The organism is Leisingera sp. S2M4 (genome assembly GCF_055398055.1).
Genome location: NZ_AP040861.1, coordinates 2,556,422 through 2,570,812, shown reverse-complemented (window position 1 = coordinate 2,570,812; position 14,391 = coordinate 2,556,422). Strand labels below are relative to the sequence as shown.

Sequence of the window (14,391 nt, the reverse complement as noted above, 5' to 3'; positions counted from 1 at the left end):
ATCTGATTCGTCACCCCGTTTACCCAATTTTCCTGTGCTCTTCCTTAGCAAAACGCAGAATCACCCCCGCGTGTCACTTCTCGGAAAAGCCTATGCGATCCAAAAGGGCCCCGAAGGCGTCGCGCTCATCCCGGTTGAGCCGGGCGCCATTCTTGCCCACGTCATAGGTTGCCTTGTCTTCATTTTCGCTGCGCAATGCCCGGTTTCTCGCTTCCGCGGCCTGTCGCAGGCGCCAGGTCAGCGCCTCATCCGCCAGCCCATCCAGATCCTCCTCCGCCTCGGCCAGTTCCGCATCCAGCCCGCGCCGCGCCTCCAGCTTGGCCAGTTCCTCGGCCAGGGTCATGCTGGCCAGCTCGATATCGCCGGGTTTGCGCAGGCAGGGAATGATTGCGACATGGCGAAGGCCGAAGAGGTTTTCAAGGGCCTGCGGGCCCAAAGCCCAGTCGATTTCCTCGCGCAGCCGCTCTGGCGCGTCGATGCCGTGGCGCAGCACCAGGTCGCGCAGCGCCGCCAGATCCGGGTCGGCACATTGCAGGCGTTCGAGACTTGTTTCGAACTGCGGGATCACCGCTGGCGTGGTGATGGCGGTGGCGAGGATCACCGCCTCGCGCATCGCGGCAAAGGATTCGTCCGCCGCCGCCGCTACGAGGGAAGCCCGCGTCGTGGCCCGTGGCTGCGGGATGACGCCAAAGCCCTTGCCCGGTTTCCAGGGCGCGCGGGCGCCATCGCGGAACCCACCGCCCTTGCCGCCGCGCTGCTGGAACCCGCCGCCACCGCCGCCCCGATTGCCCCGGAACAGCTGCCAGCGCATCTCCTTGATGTCTTCGCCGTAGTGTTTGCGGATCGACGGGTCGCGGATCAGCCGGATCTTTTCACGCAACGCCTTGTCCAGCGCCGCCTTGCGCTCGGGGCTGTCAAAGACCTTGCCCTCGGTTTCGCGCTGCCACAGCAGCTTCACCATAGGGATCGCCTGATCCAGCACCGCCTGCACGGCCTCGGGACCGTCGCTGCGGATCATGTCATCGGGGTCCTTGCCGTCCGGCATGATGGCAAAGCGCAAGCTCTTGCCGGCTTCGAGAAGCGGCAGGGCGAGGTCGATCAGGCGCATGGCCGCGCGCAGCCCGGCCTTGTCGCCGTCCAGCGCGATGATGGGTTCATCCGACATCCGCCACAGCATCTGCAGCTGGTTTTCGGTGATCGCGGTGCCCAATGGCGCGACCGAGGACGGAAAACCGCCCTCTGCCAGCGCGATCACATCCATGTAGCCCTCGGCCACGATCAGCTGCGCGCCACGGCCCGAGGCCGCGCGGGCCGGTCCGTGATTGTAGAGGCTGCGCCCCTTGTCGAACAGCTCGGTCTCGGGCGAATTCAGGTACTTGGCGTTATCATTCGGATCCATCGCCCGGCCGCCAAAGGCAATGGCGCGGCCACGGGCATCGCGGATCGGGAACATGATCCGGTTGCGGAAGGTGTCATAGGGCTTGCCGCCCTTGGTCGAGGGCTTGGCGAGGCCCGCACCAATGATCAGATCCTCGGGCACGTTCTTGCCGCGCAGGGCGTCCCACAGGTTCTGCCAGCCATTGGGCGCGAAGCCGATTTCCCAGCGCTCCAGCGCCTGCCCTGTCAGCCCCCGGCGCTGCAGATAGGCGCGCGCCTCGGCGGCTGCATTTGTTTTCAACTGCAGGCGGAAATACTGGACCGCCTGTTCCATGACATCGGCCAGCAGGGTACGGCGATCCTGTTTTTCCTGCGCGCGCGGATCGCGCTTGGGCATCTCCATGCCCGCTTCCTGCGCCAGGATTTCCACCGCCTCCATGAAGCTGACGTTCTCGGTCTCCTGCACGAACTTCAGCGCATCGCCCTTGGCGTGACAACCGAAGCAATAATAGAACCCCTTGCGGTCCTCGACATGGAACGAGGCGGTCTTTTCGTGGTGGAACGGGCACGGGCTCCAGAAATCGCCTTTGCCCGGCTGCGACTTGCGCTGATCCCACATGACCTTGCGCCCGACAACATCAGACAGGCTGATGCGGGTGCGCAATTCATCCAGAAAGCCGGGTGGCAGGGCCATATCAGTTCGACTTCAGTTGTTTCTGCATCGCCTGGATCTGATCCCAGTTCTGCAGGCACTGCTGTTCGAAGACGGCACCGAGATCGATGTTTTTCAGATCGCGCCGCGTCATGGAATAGACGTGGCTTGCCAGTTGCGGGATGGCATTGGAATAGGCTGCGGGCCAGTCGTGTTCGCTGTCCAGAATGACCTGTTCCACGTCTTCCTGCTTCACCCGATCCAGTCGCGCCTGTTGAACCGCGGCCATGACCTGCCCTTGATACTTGCAGCTTTCCTCTTTGGTTTCAGAAGCATAGACCGGCGCCGCCAGGACGGCGACTGCGAGGGCGATGCGAATCATGGACGCACTCCGGGAATCAGTTGGTGATCCAAGCAGACTACCCCCGCGCCGCGACAGCTTCCATGGCTGTTTTCAGATCATGGACCAGCGTCCTGGCCATGGAGCGAAAGACCATGATCTGAAACGACTGCGCGCCAATGCGGGTGATCGAGGCCATCATGTGCTTCAGCTCCGTGCGCAGGGTGTGACCACGCTTGAAGACCTGCGGCCGCAGATCCACGGGCACCAGCCGGGCAAGCACGTCCTCGCCCCCCTCTCCTTCCAGCTTCACCACCGCCCAGGCATCGCTCTGATCGGTCAGCGCGGCGTGGTCCGCCAGCCTGCGATCCGGCTCCGGTCCGATCAGCAGGATCATGTCCCGGCCAAACCAGAGTGCACGGTTCCCCGCCTTGCCGGTCGCCCGGTTCACTGACGGCAACCCCATGCCATGCGCCGCCTGCAACGCTTCATCCAGCGCTTTCTGCTGCCCTTTGAACGGGGCGATCGACCACATCTGGCCGGGGTGTTCCTCGGTCAGCTTCATGCCGCCGACGGTTACCGGCAACAGCCCGTCACAGGGGCTTTTTGCAATCAGGTCAGCCACGGGCTCGCTCTCCTTCCGGGTCGTAGAACACTGGGGACACCACTTCGCACAGGGTGTCGGCCCCTCGCATGTGATCGACCATGCGCACGGTCTCTCCGATGCGGCTGCGGCCCTCCTTCAGGAAGCCGAGACCGATGGGATGGCCCAGCGCAGGCGAAAACGCGGCCGAGGTCACATGGCCGAGATCATAGACCCGCTCCACCGGATCGCCCGGTGCGAACAGATGCGCACCGGCGGTGATTTCCTTGGCGGCCCCAGCCGGTTTCAGCCCAACCAGCTGCATGCGGTCATCGCCCAACAGGCCTTCGCGGCCCGCCATTGCCTTGCCGATGAAATCCTTCTTGCTCGACATCATGCCCTGCAGCCCCAGATCCCCGGCGGTCACGGTGCCGTTGATTTCGGCATGGGTAATCAGCCCCTTCTCGATCCGCAGGACATTCAGCGCCTCCATGCCATACGGACCACCCTCCAGTGCTTCGGCCCGGTTCAGCAACAGGCGGTACAGGCTTTCGCCATAACGCGCTGGCACGGCCAACTCATAGGCATGCTCCCCCGAAAAGGAGATGCGGAACAGCCGCGCGCGCACGCCCTGCACAGTCGCCGCACCGCAGCCCATGAAGGGCCAGGTCTCGCCCGTGACCTCTTCCTCCAGCAAATCGTTCAACAGCGCGCGTGATTTCGGCCCGGCAACGGCGAACTGGGCCCATTGTTCGGTCACCGATACAAAGCGCACGTCCCAGTCCGGACGCAACACCTGGCTGACAAACTCCATATGCGCCATCACCTCGCCCGCAGCCGCGGTGGTTGTGGTGACGAGGAAATGGTGGTCATCCAGCCGCGCGCAGGTGCCATCGTCCATGACGAAACCGTCCTCGCGCAACATCAGCCCGTAGCGGACCTTGCCCGGTTTCAGCGTGCTCATCGTGTTGGTGTAGAGGAAGTCGAGAAACTTGCCCGCATCCGGCCCCTGCACGTCGAACTTGCCGAGGGTCGAGACATCGCAGATGCCAACCGTCCTGCGCACCATCGCCGCCTCGCGGTCGCAGGACTGTCGCCAATTGGTTTCCCCCGGCTGCGGAAAATAGGCCGCGCGGTACCAAAGGCCGACCTCCAGCTGATGCGCGCGCCGGGCCTCGTTTTCAGCATGGGAGGTCAGGAAGCGCTGCGGCTTGAAGCCCTGCCCCGTGGCCCCGGCCCCCATGGCGCCGAAGGACACCGGCACAAATGGCGGGCGGAAGGTGGTGGTACCGGTCTCGGCAATCGTGCGCCCGGTGACATCGGCCAGCACTGCCAGCGCCGCCACGTTGGAGTTCTTGCCCTGATCGGTCGCCATGCCTTGCGTGGTGTAGCGCTTCATGTGCTCAACCGAACGGAAGTTCTCGCCAGCCGCCTGCCTGACATCCTTGACGGTGACATCGTTCTGAAAGTCAAGCCAGGCGCGCCCCTTGCCCGGCACCGCCCAGAGCGCGGCGATGCGATAGGGATCATCCTCCGCATCCGGCAGATCCGAAGCGGTCACCCGGAGGCCCAGCGCCTCCAGAACCGACGTCGCGGCCTCTGCTCCCTCGCGCAATGCGCCTGCAGTAGAGAACGTCCCGTTACAGGCGCCCGCCGCGACCAGGCCCGGCACAGCGCCAGGACTTGGCACAAAGGCCAGCGCCTCGCGGTTCCACACGGGGCGCGCATTCAGGTGACAGGTCAGATGCACCGACGGGTTCCAGCCACCGGACATCGCCAGGCAATCGGTCTGGATCTTTTCCTCTCCCCTCACGGAGCGCAGGGTGATGCTCTCCAATCGCTGCCGACCGGCGCTGTCACACACCTGGGCGCCACGGATCACCTGGAAAGGGCCGCCGTCCGGCGCGTCATGACGGCTGTCGATCACCGCCGCCACATGCACGCCCGCGTCATGCAGATCGCGCGCGGTTCGATGGGCCTGGTCATTGTTGGCAAAGACGGTGACGCGCTCGCCCGGCGCGACACCCCAGCGGTTCAGATAGGCCCGCACGGCGCCTGCCATCATGATCCCGGGGCGGTCGTTGTTGCGGAAGGCCACCGGGCGTTCGATCGCGCCCGCCGCCAGCACCGCGTGTTTCGCCACGATGCGCCAGAAACATTCGCGCGGGCGGTGGCTGTCTTTCAGCGAGTGGGTGCGCGGCAGGTGGTGCGAGACGCGCTCCAGCGCCCCGTAGGTGCCGTGGTCATAGGCCCCGGTGACGGCGGTTCGCGGCATCAGCCGCACGTTGTCCATCGCCTCCAGCTCGGCCAGAACCTCAGCCGCCCAGACGTGACCGGGCCTGCCGCCGACCTCTTCGCGCTCGGCCAGCAGGCGGCCGCCCATGCGGCTGTCTTCCTCTGCCAGGATCACATCCGCCCCGGCGCGGCCCGCGGTCAGCGCCGCCATCAGACCGGCTGGCCCCGCGCCGATTACCAGCACGTCGCAGAAGGCATAGGCCTTTTCATAGCGATCCGGGTCCGGCTCCCCCGACAGCGCTCCCAGCCCGGCGGCGCGGCGGATCAGCGGCTCATAGAGTTTTTCCCACAACGGCGCGGGCCACATGAAGGTCTTGTAGTAGAACCCCGCCCCCAGGAACGGCGCCGCCAGATCGTTCAGCGCCATCACGTCGCGCTCGACGCTGGGCCAGCAATTCTGGCTGCGCGCCTCCAGCCCCTCGTACAATTCCTGCTGGGTGGCCCGCACATTCGGGTCCTGCTGGCCGCCGGTGCCGATGGTGACCAGCGCGTTCGGCTCCTCGCTGCCCGCGGTCAGGATCCCGCGCGGACGGTGATACTTGAACGAACGGCCCACCAGGTGCACGTCGTTCGCCAACAGCGCCGCAGCCAGCGTATCGCCCTCCAGCCCCATCATGTGGCGGCCGTTGAAGGAGAAGGTCACCGGCTTTGCGCCCTGGTTCAGGCCGACTCCCGGACGTCTCATGCGGCACCTCCCAGCCCGGCCTCTGACGCCAGCTCGATGTTGGAGACCTCATGGGTCACGGTGTCACGGGTGACCTTCAGCCAGGCACCGCAGCCCATCTGGTGATACCACAATTCCTGCAACGGGCCTGCCGGGTTCTCCCGCAGGTTCACGTAGGCGTGCCAGGCCTCCGGATCCGCGCCCTCGCCCGGGCGCTGCACCGCCGCCCCCTTGTAAGAGAATTCGCGGTGATCGCGCGCACCGCAGAGCGGACAGGTAAGTCTCATGACCGGCGCTCCTTCATCTTTGCAAAAATACTCCGGGGGTGAGGCCGCAAGGCCGAGGGGGCAGCGCCCCCTGCCAAGGCCAGAGGCAGATCAATGCAGGTTATGCTGCGCACCGGTGCCCTCCTCATCCATCAGGCCACGCCCGCTGCGGAACCGGTCGAGCCGGAACCGTGTCGCCGCGCCATGCGGGCGGTCGGTGGCGATCAGATGCGCGTAGACGCTGCCCGAGCCCGGCGTCGCCTTGAAACCGCCATAGCACCAGCCGCAATTCAGGTAGAGCCCGTCGATGGGCGCATGGTCGATGATGGGGGAGCCATCCGGCGTCATGTCCATGATGCCACCCCAGCTGCGCAACAGCCGCGCCTTGCCCAGCGCAGGCATCATCGCCACGCAGGCCTCCATCGTATGCTCTGCCATCGGCAGATTTCCCCGCGCGGCGTAGGATGCGTAAAAATCCAGGTAGCTGCCGAACACCAGCCCGCCCTTGTCGGACTGGCTGATGTACAAATGCCCTTCGGCAAAGGTGATGACATGATCGACGATCGGTTTCAGACCCTCCGACACGAAGGCCTGCAGCACATGGCTTTCGATCGGCAGCGTCAACCCGGCAAGCGCCGCCACCTGGCCCGAACGTCCGGCCGCCGCCAGCGCGACTTTCTTTGCCCGGATGGGACCGCGCGTGGTCTGCACGCCCGTCACCTTGCCGCCCGCCACGTCGATGCCGGTCACCTCGCAGTTCTGGATCAGGTCCACCCCACGCATGTCGGCAGCCCGGGCATAGCCCCACGCCACCGCATCATGACGAGCGGTTCCGGCGCGGCGCTGCATCAGACCACCCATGATCGGGAACCGATTGTTGTCGAAGTTCAGATAGGGCGCCAGTCGGCGCAGCGCGTCACGCCCCAGCAGTTCGGCATCATCCCCCTGATTGATGATGGCATTGCCCCGTCGCACCGCCGCGTCACGCTGCGCATCATTGTGGAACAGGTTGATGATCCCACGCTGCGACATCATCGCGTTGTAGTTCAGTTCCTGCTCGAGCCCCTCCCAGAGTTTCAGGGAATGGGAGTAGAATTCGGAATTGCCCGGCAAATAGTAATTGGCGCGCACGATGGTGGTGTTGCGCCCGACATTGCCGCCACCAAGATAGCCTTTTTCCAGCACTGCCACATTGGTGATGCCGTGTTCAAGTGCCAGGTAATAGGCAGTTGCCAGCCCGTGACCGCCCCCGCCGATGATGACCACGTCATATTCGGCCTTCGGCGCCGGATTGCGCCACTGCGGCCGCCAGCCCGTGTTGCCGGTCACCCCCTCTTTCAACACACGCCAGCCCGAAAACCGCATGTCGCTCCCCCCTCACTCAAGGCCTGCGAGCGGATCAACGACCCCCGGTAACATCCGCCACGGCGCCGCGTCCCCCTGTTCGCAATTCATAGGAAACTATCCACCTCTGTCCAGTTCGAATTGTCGATCCGCGGAAACCGGCGTGATCCGGATGAAAAAAGGGGCGGCAGGTTTCCCCACCGCCCCGTTTCGATACTCCGCCCAAAGGCGTCTCAGAGACCCTTGGCGTGATAGCTCTTGGCCACCTTGTCGATCGAGACCAGATAGGCCGCGGTGCGCAAATCCGTGACCTCTTCCCGGCTGTGCCAGACCTCGCGCATCGATTGGTAAGCCACCCGCATGGTGTCATCCAGCCCCGAGCGAACCAGCTCCAGCTCGCCCGCGCCCTTGAGGTACTTTTGCTTGAAGTCCGGCGACATCGACCAGGTTTCCCCCATCACGTCGTCCAAGCGCTGCAGCTCGTCGATGACCAGTTGGTGACGCGCCTCTTCCTGGCGGCGCTGCATGCGGCCAAAGCGGATGTGGCTGAGGTTCTTCACCCACTCGAAGTAGGACACCGTCACACCGCCTGCGTTGGCATACATGTCGGGAATGATCACGCAGCCCTTCTTGCGCAGGATCTCGTCCGCGCCCGCCGTGACCGGCCCGTTGGCGGCCTCGATGATCAAGGGCGCTTTCACACGTTCGGCGTTGGACAGGTTGATGACCCCTTCCAGCGCCGCGGGGATGAGGATGTCGCACTCCTCTTCCAGCAAGAGCGCACCATTCTCGACATATTGGGCGTCCGGATAGCCGGAAACGCCGTCATGCTTGACGATCCAGTTGCGCACCGCTTCGACATCCAGGCCGTCCTCGTTGAACAGACCGCCATCGCGTTCGATGATGCCAGTGATCCGCGCCCCGTCTTCCTCGCTCAGGAACTTGGCCGCGTGGTAGCCCACGTTGCCCAGGCCCTGGACGATGATGCGCTTGCCGTCCAGCTTGCCGGACAGGCCGGCGGCGGCCTTGTCTTCCTCGTGGCGGAAGAACTCCTGCAGGGCATATTGAACCCCACGGCCCGTCGCCTCGATCCGGCCAGCGATACCGCCCGCGTTCAGCGGCTTGCCGGTGACACAGGCGCGCGCGTTGATATCGGTGGTGTTCATGCGCGCATATTGGTCTGCAATCCAGGCCATCTCGCGTTCGCCGGTTCCCATGTCCGGCGCGGGCACGTTCTGACTGGGGTGAATCAGGTCGCGCTTGGCCAGCTCATAGGCAAAGCGGCGGGTGATCAGCTCCAGCTCGTGTTCCTCGTATTCGCGCGGATCGATGCACAACCCACCCTTGGACCCACCAAAGGGGGCTTCCACCAGCGCGCATTTGTAGGTCATCAGCGCGGCCAGCGCCTCAACTTCGTCCTGGTTGACGCCGGTGGCATAGCGGATACCGCCCTTGACCGGCTCCATATGTTCGGAATGCACCGAGCGATAGCCCGTGAAGGTGTGCATCGCCCCCCGCAGACGCACCCCGAAACGCACCGTGTAAGTTGCGTTGCAGACACGGATTTTTTCCTCCAGCCCCGGCGGCAGATCCATCAGGGATACGGCCCGGTTAAACATCAGGTCCACGCTCTCGCGGAAGCTCGGCTCTGTGCGGCTGCTCATCTCAAAAACTCTCCGTAAGTCAGACACCGACTCGCTGCCGGTGATGGGAGCACTCTATGCAGAGAAAATTAAGGAGTGCGACCTTTTTGACCATTTTCAGCCAAATGACGCGATTTTTATTGCAGCAGTTTCGATTCGCACCACGCCGCCCCGCATTGTCGCCGAGCCGCCGACAACAAGCTGAAATTCCCCAAGATTGCCCGTGCAGGCCGCAACAGTCGGAGCAATTCAGGCATATTCCCGCCCAAATTCAGCCACCTTTTCCGGGCATCAATTAATAAATTCCACGTCTACAGCCGTGCTGAACCGTTCCGCAGCCGGCGGGGGTGTCTCGATGAGCATGCGTCACATGAAGTCCACGGCTCTGGCCGCGCCGCTGATGCAGCGATGCCTGGCCAAGGCAACGCATTTTCGGCGGCAGGAAGAGGGGGCAATGGCTGCGCCCGCTTGCTTCACGATTCTGGCCATGGTCGTGGTCGGCGGCATCGGGGTCGACCTGATGCGGATGGAACGTGACCGCACCATGCTGCAGTACACGCTGGACCGGGCCGTGCTGGCAGCGGCCGACCTGGATCAGCAGAAATCCCCCGATGCAGTGGTGCTGGACTACCTGACCAAGTCAGGGCTCGAGCAGTATTACCAAACCCCCTGGTGGGAAGCCGGGATCGGCTTCAAGAAGGTGCAAGGCACCATTGAAACCGCTTTCCCAACCCACCTGTTGCGCCATGCGGGGGTGGATGAGCTGCCGCTCTATGCCACCTCACGCGCCGAAGAGAGCATCGACGGGTTGGAGATATCGCTGGTGCTGGACGTCTCCGGCTCGATGCGCTCGAACAACCGGCTGACCAACCTCAAGGCTGCGGCCAAGGATTTCATCGATACGATGGTGGCCAATACCACCGACGGCAAGATGTCGATCTCCGTCGTGCCCTATGCGACGCAGGTGTCGCTGCCGGAAGAACTCTACAATCTGTACAATATCAACACCCCGGCAGGTGCGGACGGCAGCATCCATTCGCGCTGCGTGAATTTCTCGGCCTCGGATTTCCAGACGACCACGCTGTCTCCGACCGCTCCTCTGCAAGGTACGATGCATTTCACCCCTTGGGACAGCGCCTATTACGATAACCGAACGCGCTACAGCAGCGGCCCTCGACTGATCAGCACGCCAGTCTGCGAAGATGAACCCAACCGGGAAATTCTGCCGCTTCAGAAGGATGCAACTGTTCTCAAGAATTATATCGAGAGCTTTGAGGCTGGTGGAAACACGTCGATCGACATTGGCATGAAATGGGGGACAGCGCTGCTGGACCCCTCGGCTCGGCCTGTCATCAATGCCCTGACGACAGGGGCCGGAGCAACGGTGCCCGCCGATTTCGCCGCCCGCCCGGCCGAATACAACGATGCAGAGACCGTAAAGGTGATCGTGCTGATGACCGACGGGCAGAACACCTCGCAATATTACGTCGAAAGCGACCACCGCGAGGGCGACTCCAACGTCTGGTTCACCGTGGCCGACGACGGAAATAAAATCTATTCCACCCTGAACCCCTCGACTGGCAACTACTATTGGCACCTTCCATACGGGTCACGGTGGGAGGACCATCCTTTTGGCACAGGCACTGACTGGTACCGCAATTGCGACGGCTGTAGCTGGCGCCAGGAATCTGGGACAGCCACACGGCTGAATTGGGCGGACCTCTTTGCCTACACCTCCCTCAAGTATCTGTATTACGGTATCTACCGCGATTGGATGGGCACCAGTTCTGCGCGAAGCACCTGGTACTACGGCGTCTACGACGCCTACGGCAACTCGACCAAGAACGCACGCACCCGCGCCATCTGCCAGGCCGCGAAGGATCAGGGCATCATCGTCTACACGATCGGCTTCGAGGCCCCCAGCAACGGTGTCGCAGTGCTGCAGGACTGCGCCAGCTCGGATTCGCATTACTTCGATGTGCAGGGGCTTGAAATCAGCGACGCCTTCGCCTCCATCGCAACCTCGATCCGCCAGCTGAGGCTGACTCAATGATCCGCCGCTGCGTGCAGGCTCTGCGCCGGTTCCGGCGCCGCGAAGAAGGCAACGCCTCGGTTGAATTTGCCATTGTCATACCCGCCTTTCTGATGGCGCTGATGTCGACGGTAGAACTGGGCATGATCAACCTGCGCCACTCGCAGCTGGAACGGGCGCTGGACCAGACCGTCCGCGATATCCGGCTGGCGACGGGGGCCAACCATCAGCACGACGACATCCGAGACGCAATTTGCACGCGCTCGGGCTTCATCGACAATTGCGCCACGTCGCTGCGACTGGAGATGATCCGGATCGATCCCTTCAACTGGAGCCCGGTGGACCCGGAGCCGGACTGCATCAACCGGATCGAGGACGTGCAGCCGGTCCGCAATTTCATCAGCGGCAAATCAAACGAGCTCATGCTGCTGCGTGCCTGCATGAAGTTCAAACCGGTTCTCCCGACTTGGGGACTGGGCAAAAGCCTGCACAAGGACGCGGATGGGCGCATCAGCCTTTTCGCCACCTCCGCATTCGTCCAGGAACCGAGGTAAGCCACCATGCTGACAGCCCTGTCCCGGACCCATCTCGGCCGCGCCCTGCGCCGCTTGCGCAACGATACGAATGGCAGCGTCTCGGTGGAGTTCGTCATCTACATGCCGCTGCTGCTCGGCATGTTCGCGGCAATCTACACCTTCTTCGACGCCTTCCGCCGCGACAGCGTCAATCTCAAGGCGGCCTATACCATCTCGGACCTGATCTCGCGTGAGACCACGGCGATCAACGATGCCTATCTCAACAGCATGTACGAGATGACCAAGCTGCTGATCCGGCAGGATTCGCAACTGGGGCTGCGGGTGTCGGTGATCCGCTGGGATGACGCTGACGCCAAGTATTACGTCGACTGGTCCGAGGTGCGCGGCACGTCGGACATCACCTGGACCGACGCCACGATCAATACGGTCGCGCACAAGCTGCCGTCGATGCCGGACCAGGAGCGGGTCATTCTGGTGGAGACCTTCAACGAAATGCAGCCCGCGTTTGACGTGGGCTTGCCGACGCTGGATCTGGACAACTTCGTGTTTACCCGACCGCGCTTTGCACCTCTGGTTGCCTTCGAGGGCAGCGCCAGCGGTGGTGGTGGCCACGATGACGGCACCGGCGGCACCGACTGACGCGCCGCCCCAATTGGCTTTTATCGCGGCACCGGCCGTCTCAGCGGTGGTCGCGCTGCACCAGCATCGCCGCCAGGATTTCCGACATTGCCTTGCCCTGCTGGCCGGGCGTCACGCCACCGATGCCAATCCGCCGCCCCCAGCGCCACCACAGCCCCGGAAGCCAGCTGCGCGCGGCAGGAGTGCGGGTGCGGATCAGAAAACCGTTCGACGGCTTGAAGGCGAAAAAGCCGCGATCTATCGCCTCGATCTCGGACACCGGGGCGATGATCTGACCGTCAGAGCACCGCAGCGCGTCTTCGGTCAGTTCGATATGATGGGTCGTGGCCTGCCAAAGCCGGACCGCCAGCCACAGCGCGGCGCTGCCAACCACCAGCAGAAACACCAGCCAGACCGGGGATGGCGGCGCGGCGAACGCCACATAGACAAGGATGCAGCCGGTTGCCGCCAGCATCGCCGTGCCCATGACCCGGCGCGGGGCCGATGCCTTGATTGTTGCCAATACGTTTTCGCTCATCACCTGCTCCCCATGTTCATGCGCAGGGAATAGACCGGACGGACGCCGAGGAACAGCCCCAGCGAGCGCCAGGCGCTGCCCGGATCGGCAAGTGTTGCGCCTGGCGCAGGACAGGGGCGCACGGCGACCCTCAGGCCCAGCCGGATTGCGCCACGGCAAAGACCTCCTGCGGTGCACGCAGGCCTTTCAGGCGCTGACGCCCCAGCGAACGGCTGATCAACCGTCCCAGGGGGGCAGCCCGTCGGCAGAACTCCTCCGAGACCAGCAAGGGCTCCCCGAGGGCACTGCAGAGACCCGCCAGACGTGACGCGAGATTCACGTCGCGCCCGACCACTGTGTAGTCCAGCCGCATGCCCGAGCCGACGTTGCCAAAACCGACCTCGCCAAAGTGCAGCGCGATCCCGACCTTGAAACGGGGCGCGTCGCGCCGCGCCTCTACCCGCGCCAGCGCCGCGCGTGCCGCCGCCAGCGCCTGACCGCATGTAAAGGCATCGCCATCCTCGGTCCGAAACACCGCCAGAATACCGTCGCCGACAAATTTCAACACTTCGCCGCCTGCGGTTTCGATCGGTGGCACCACGCAGTCGTAGTAGGTGTTCAGCAGGCCCGTGGCCTCTTCCGCCGTCATCTCGGCGGTCAGTTCGGTGAACCGTCGCATGTCGGAAAACAGGACCGCGGACCGGATGTGCGTGACCTGGCCGCGATGCACGTCACCGGAGAGGATCCGCTGCTGCGGCTCTTCCCCGACATAGATGCGCAGCACCTCCTGCATGGCGCGGGCGGTGGCAAGGATTTCCTGGCAGGCGGACAGCGCGGGGAACACCGCGCGCAGGAAGGCGATGTCCGCGGCCGAAAAACCGGCGGCGCGACGGGTTGCGAAACTGAAGGTTCCGGCCATGCCGCTGCGCATGAAAATCGGGGCCATCAGGTAGTGGACGTAGCCATCGGCCTTCAGCTCGGGCACGATGCCGTAGCGATCATCGGGGGTCTTGGGCAACCACAAAGCCACCCATTTTCCGGTCTTGTGCACCTCGGCGGCCGGCGATTGCGCATAGCCGGACGAGGAGCCGATCTGGAACGGAAACAAATGGCTGCGAGCGCCCTTGCCATGCTCCCAGAACCGGGCGCTGGCCACCGCTTCGGCATGCAGGAGGGGCACGATGGAACTGGCACGATGCAAGGGTACGCCTGCGTCCCGGATCATCGCCGCCACCCGTGTCAGCACGTTGTCGGCATCAGAGGCCTCCCGCGCTTCGCCGAGCATGTAGGTGACCAGTCGCAGCGCGGGCTCCAATCGGTCTGGTGGCAGTTTGCACAGGGGGGCAGGCATATCGGCCATGCCGCCAATTTACGCCCTGCACCGGCCTGCTGGCAACGACTATTCACCTGCATGGCCCGGTCACATGCCGAGACCACGGAAGCCCCAAGCTGTTCACGGCTGCACAGCCTCCGTGCCCGATCTGGGGTTTTCCAGGCCAGCGGGGAAGTTATCTGTGATCCAGC

General features: G+C 63.9%; 13 protein-coding genes. 4 read left to right on the top strand and 9 right to left on the bottom strand.

Annotation, left to right across the window (positions count from 1 at the left end; all coding sequences use genetic code 11):
• Nucleotides 1–73: 73 nt before the first annotated feature.
• The 7 genes from dnaG to ACZ52D_RS12440 all read right to left on the bottom strand — a co-directional run bounded on the left by dnaG (nucleotide 74) and on the right by ACZ52D_RS12440 (nucleotide 9,185).
• A complete protein-coding gene (gene dnaG, locus ACZ52D_RS12470) occupies nucleotides 74–2,071 on the bottom strand; it encodes a DNA primase (protein ID WP_222455816.1) in 1,998 nt (665 codons plus the stop codon).
• A 1-nt stretch (nucleotide 2,072) separates the two neighbouring features.
• Entirely contained in the window at nucleotides 2,073–2,411 is a 339-nt protein-coding gene (locus ACZ52D_RS12465; RefSeq protein ID WP_222455815.1) for a hypothetical protein, read from the bottom strand.
• Nucleotides 2,412–2,448: 37 nt separating this feature from the next.
• A complete protein-coding gene (locus tag ACZ52D_RS12460) occupies nucleotides 2,449–2,994 on the bottom strand; it encodes a sarcosine oxidase subunit gamma (protein ID WP_464441519.1) in 546 nt (181 codons plus the stop codon).
• On the bottom strand, nucleotides 2,987–5,932 hold the full coding sequence (locus ACZ52D_RS12455) for a sarcosine oxidase subunit alpha family protein (protein WP_464441518.1): 2,946 nt from the start codon (nucleotides 5,930–5,932) through the stop codon (nucleotides 2,987–2,989). Before ACZ52D_RS12455 ends, ACZ52D_RS12460 begins: the two co-directional genes overlap by 8 nt.
• Nucleotides 5,929–6,198 (bottom strand): sarcosine oxidase subunit delta, encoded by a 270-nt coding sequence (locus ACZ52D_RS12450; RefSeq protein WP_464441517.1) that lies wholly within the window; start codon nucleotides 6,196–6,198, stop codon nucleotides 5,929–5,931. The genes ACZ52D_RS12455 and ACZ52D_RS12450 overlap by 4 nt, the downstream gene beginning before the upstream one ends.
• A 90-nt stretch (nucleotides 6,199–6,288) precedes the next feature.
• Nucleotides 6,289–7,542 carry a sarcosine oxidase subunit beta family protein gene (locus ACZ52D_RS12445; RefSeq protein ID WP_464441516.1) on the bottom strand — a complete coding sequence of 418 codons (1,254 nt, stop codon included), beginning with the start codon at nucleotides 7,540–7,542 and terminating at the stop codon, nucleotides 6,289–6,291.
• A 212-nt stretch (nucleotides 7,543–7,754) separates the two neighbouring features.
• Nucleotides 7,755–9,185: a Glu/Leu/Phe/Val family dehydrogenase gene (locus ACZ52D_RS12440; RefSeq protein ID WP_222455810.1), complete on the bottom strand. Its 1,431-nt coding sequence runs from the start codon at nucleotides 9,183–9,185 to the stop codon at nucleotides 7,755–7,757.
• On the opposite strand from ACZ52D_RS12440, the gene ACZ52D_RS12435 reads away from it, so the two are divergent.
• From ACZ52D_RS12435 to ACZ52D_RS12420, 4 genes are all read left to right on the top strand, one after another.
• Entirely contained in the window at nucleotides 9,172–9,369 is a 198-nt protein-coding gene (locus ACZ52D_RS12435) for a hypothetical protein (protein ID WP_464441515.1), read from the top strand. The genes ACZ52D_RS12440 and ACZ52D_RS12435 overlap by 14 nt on opposite strands.
• Nucleotides 9,370–9,519: 150 nt before the next feature.
• Entirely contained in the window at nucleotides 9,520–11,217 is a 1,698-nt protein-coding gene (locus ACZ52D_RS12430) for a pilus assembly protein TadG-related protein (RefSeq protein ID WP_464441514.1), read from the top strand.
• Nucleotides 11,214–11,750 carry a TadE/TadG family type IV pilus assembly protein gene (locus ACZ52D_RS12425; RefSeq protein ID WP_464441513.1) on the top strand — a complete coding sequence of 179 codons (537 nt, stop codon included), beginning with the start codon at nucleotides 11,214–11,216 and terminating at the stop codon, nucleotides 11,748–11,750. Before ACZ52D_RS12430 ends, ACZ52D_RS12425 begins: the two co-directional genes overlap by 4 nt.
• A 6-nt stretch (nucleotides 11,751–11,756) precedes the next feature.
• The gene (locus ACZ52D_RS12420) at nucleotides 11,757–12,371 is read left to right on the top strand and encodes a TadE/TadG family type IV pilus assembly protein (RefSeq protein WP_464441512.1); all 615 of its coding nucleotides are present in this window, start codon (nucleotides 11,757–11,759) and stop codon (nucleotides 12,369–12,371) included.
• Between the two features lie 40 nt (nucleotides 12,372–12,411).
• Here ACZ52D_RS12420 and ACZ52D_RS12415 read toward each other — a convergent pair whose 3' ends face one another.
• Nucleotides 12,412–12,888: a hypothetical protein gene (locus ACZ52D_RS12415; protein WP_464441511.1), complete on the bottom strand. Its 477-nt coding sequence runs from the start codon at nucleotides 12,886–12,888 to the stop codon at nucleotides 12,412–12,414.
• Nucleotides 12,889–13,018: 130 nt separating this feature from the next.
• Complete coding sequence (locus ACZ52D_RS12410; protein WP_369923982.1) at nucleotides 13,019–14,227, bottom strand: adenylate/guanylate cyclase domain-containing protein; 1,209 nt, start codon at nucleotides 14,225–14,227, stop codon at nucleotides 13,019–13,021.
• Between the last annotated feature and the right edge of the window lie 164 nt (nucleotides 14,228–14,391).

Bases quoted from the DNA above. Each gene is read 5' to 3' on its own strand.
- ACZ52D_RS12425 (WP_464441513.1), top strand. From the start codon at position 11,214: ATGATCCGCCGCTGCGTGCAGGCTCTGCGCCGGTTCCGGCGCCGCGAA.
- ACZ52D_RS12450 (WP_464441517.1), bottom strand. From the start codon at position 6,198: ATGAGACTTACCTGTCCGCTCTGCGGTGCGCGCGATCACCGCGAATTC.
- ACZ52D_RS12420 (WP_464441512.1), top strand. From the start codon at position 11,757: ATGCTGACAGCCCTGTCCCGGACCCATCTCGGCCGCGCCCTGCGCCGC.
- ACZ52D_RS12465 (WP_222455815.1), bottom strand. From the start codon at position 2,411: ATGATTCGCATCGCCCTCGCAGTCGCCGTCCTGGCGGCGCCGGTCTAT.
- ACZ52D_RS12455 (WP_464441518.1), bottom strand. From the start codon at position 5,932: ATGAGACGTCCGGGAGTCGGCCTGAACCAGGGCGCAAAGCCGGTGACC.
- ACZ52D_RS12445 (WP_464441516.1), bottom strand. From the start codon at position 7,542: ATGCGGTTTTCGGGCTGGCGTGTGTTGAAAGAGGGGGTGACCGGCAAC.
- ACZ52D_RS12440 (WP_222455810.1), bottom strand. From the start codon at position 9,185: ATGAGCAGCCGCACAGAGCCGAGCTTCCGCGAGAGCGTGGACCTGATG.
- ACZ52D_RS12415 (WP_464441511.1), bottom strand. From the start codon at position 12,888: ATGAGCGAAAACGTATTGGCAACAATCAAGGCATCGGCCCCGCGCCGG.
- ACZ52D_RS12410 (WP_369923982.1), bottom strand. From the start codon at position 14,227: ATGGCCGATATGCCTGCCCCCCTGTGCAAACTGCCACCAGACCGATTG.
- dnaG (WP_222455816.1), bottom strand. From the start codon at position 2,071: ATGGCCCTGCCACCCGGCTTTCTGGATGAATTGCGCACCCGCATCAGC.
- ACZ52D_RS12430 (WP_464441514.1), top strand. From the start codon at position 9,520: ATGAGCATGCGTCACATGAAGTCCACGGCTCTGGCCGCGCCGCTGATG.